Source organism: Microbacterium sp. Bi128 (assembly GCF_918698205.1).
The window spans coordinates 1-2,268 of sequence record NZ_CAKKMM010000816.1 but is presented as its reverse complement, the minus strand read 5'-3'; the positions used below and the strand labels follow the sequence as shown (position 1 = coordinate 2,268).

Annotated in this window: 3 protein-coding genes and 1 riboswitch; all 3 genes read left to right on the top strand. The window is 64.9% G+C overall.

What is annotated here, in order from left to right; all coding sequences use genetic code 11:
* Positions 1-198: M23 family metallopeptidase (locus LQV45_RS26640; protein ID WP_230009731.1), on the top strand; the 198-nt coding region annotated here is incomplete at its 5' end.
* A gap of 122 nt (positions 199-320) precedes the next feature.
* A riboswitch (cyclic di-AMP (ydaO/yuaA leader) is annotated at positions 321-504 on the top strand.
* A gap of 295 nt (positions 505-799) precedes the next feature.
* Positions 800-1,558 (top strand): NlpC/P60 family protein, encoded by a 759-nt coding sequence (locus tag LQV45_RS26635; RefSeq protein ID WP_230009730.1) that lies wholly within the window; start codon positions 800-802, stop codon positions 1,556-1,558.
* A 219-nt stretch (positions 1,559-1,777) separates the two neighbouring features.
* Positions 1,778-2,268: HNH endonuclease (locus LQV45_RS26630; RefSeq protein WP_230009728.1), on the top strand; the 491-nt coding region annotated here is incomplete at its 3' end.

The window sequence follows — 2,268 nt, the reverse complement described above, 5'->3', positions numbered from 1 at the left end:
CCCGTGGTCAGCGATCACGGCAACGGCCTGGAGACCACGTACAACCACCTGTCCTCGGCCTCGGTCAAGGTCGGCCAGAAGGTTTCCCGCGGTGACGTCGTCGCCATGAGCGGAACCACCGGCGCCTCCACGGGCTGCCACCTCCACTTTGAAGTGATGGTCAACGGCGATGTCGTTGACCCGCTCGGCTGGCTCTAAAAAGACGATGGGCTGCTCTCAACTTCCTGTGACACGCCGTGATCTGAATGTGACATTGGATCCGGACTGCTGTAGGGTTTGAAGCACGCCAACTTTTCCGAAGTTGGCGCTCTTGAGTGGATTGCCTAGCTCTGCCACCGCTCAAGGTCCGTTCGCATTACATCGTCTGGCAGGGGCGGGGGAACCAATTTTGGCCTTCGAAAGAAGGCCTTGGGGTTAAGTCGCAAAGCTTCCCAGGAAGCAGCGCGGCCGGGTGACTCCCATCCGAATCCGACAGCTCACCTCGTAGGCATTGGGAGAGGCTACTTTCGTGTCTTCACGCCACAATTCTGCGCGCATGCGCACCGGCGAGGCTCTGTCGAGCCCGCTGGAATCCACATCACGTACCGCCCTTGCCGGCGCCCGGATTGGATCACGTTCCGCAGGCTCAATCTCTAGCGAGCCCGGACAGCATGCAGTTTCCGCTTTTGGCGCGTCTTCGCAGTACACCCTTCGCTAAGTAACCCATTTCGGGGCGATCCGGCGTACCCCCAAGATGCCGGAGCGTCCTCAGTCCGCGCCCGAAAGCGCGCGGTCCAAGGATCACGAAAGAGAGAACTTAATGACTACTCGTGCAAACGTTGCACGGCACCGCGCCGAGGTCACCAAGACCAACTCGCTGGCTGTTATTGCTAAGGCTGTCGGCGACAACGCCGGCGGCGTGGGCCGTCAGGCTGCGGTCATCGCCGCAGCTTCCGGTCTGGTCCTGACCAGCGGAATCGCAGCCAACGCTGCTGAAACCAATGTTCAGCGCGAATCCACCTCCGCTTCGGCCCTGGAAGTCCAGTCCGCAGCTCCGGCCACCATCTCGGCCGCTTCCACCATCGCGATCTCCTACGAGAAGCCCGCCGTGACCACCACGCCGGCTCCCGTTGTCGAGGCTCCCAAGCCCGTTGTCAAGGTCCAGGACGCCACGGCCACCCGCGCCGGCGGCACCGAGCTTGGCGTCAGCGGCGGCGTCGCTGCCCAGGCCCCCGCCGGCATCGGAAGCGGCGCAGGCGCGACCATCGCCGCCGCTGCCTACGCACAGATCGGCGTGGCGCAGGACTGCACCGCCCTCGCCACCAACGCCCTGGCCGCGGCAGGCATCCACTACCACGGCTGGCCGGCAGGTTACCTGTCCCTGGGCCGCACCGTGAGCGCCGCCGAGGCACGCCCGGGCGACCTCGCTTACTACCAGAACGGCGGCGTGGGCATGGCTCACATCGCGGTCTACGTCGGCAACGGCATGGCAGTGCACGGCGGCTGGAACGGCGGCACCACCGCGCTGTACAGCGTCAACGTCGGCTCCGGCCCGGTCTTCATCCGCGTCGGCGCCTAAGCACGAACCCCAGCATTCCGAAAGACCCCCGTCTGCAGGCGGGGGTCTTTTGCGTTGCCGTGCAGTGAACTTTCCGCGCCCGGGACCGCACCGGTGAAAAAATATTCGGTGATCCGGCACTTGAGTGTTTACTCTTGTGTTGTCGATCCATAGCCCGACCATGCAGAGGGCAGCCGGCCCTCGTGCCGCTGGCGGGTGCGGCCGTGAAGAGGTATGCGGATGCGCACTCTCGTTCTGAATGCTGGATATGAACCGCTGGCGGTCATCACCTTCCGCCGGGCGCTCGTCCTTGTCCTGACCGGAAAGGCCAGCGTGGTGGCCGAAGGGGACGACCCCGTGGTCGGCCCCCAGGACATTTTGGGCCGCCCGTCCGTGATCCTGCTGAACCGCTACATCCGGCCCAGGTACAACACGATGACTGCGGTGAGCCGCCGCGGCGTGCTGCGCCGGGATGCCCACCGCTGCGCGTACTGCGGCAAGGCTGCCCACACCATCGACCACATCCAGCCCAAATCGCGGGGCGGGGCCGACTCCTGGGAGAATCTGGTGGCGGCGTGCCTGCGGTGCAACAACGCCAAGAGCGACCATACGCCGGCGGAGATGGGCTGGAAGATCGGTTTTGTTCCGGGCCCGCCAAAGGGTGCCATCTGGCAGATCAAGGAACTCGAGAAGCCGACGCCGGCCTGGGATCCGTTCCTGCTGCCTGAATC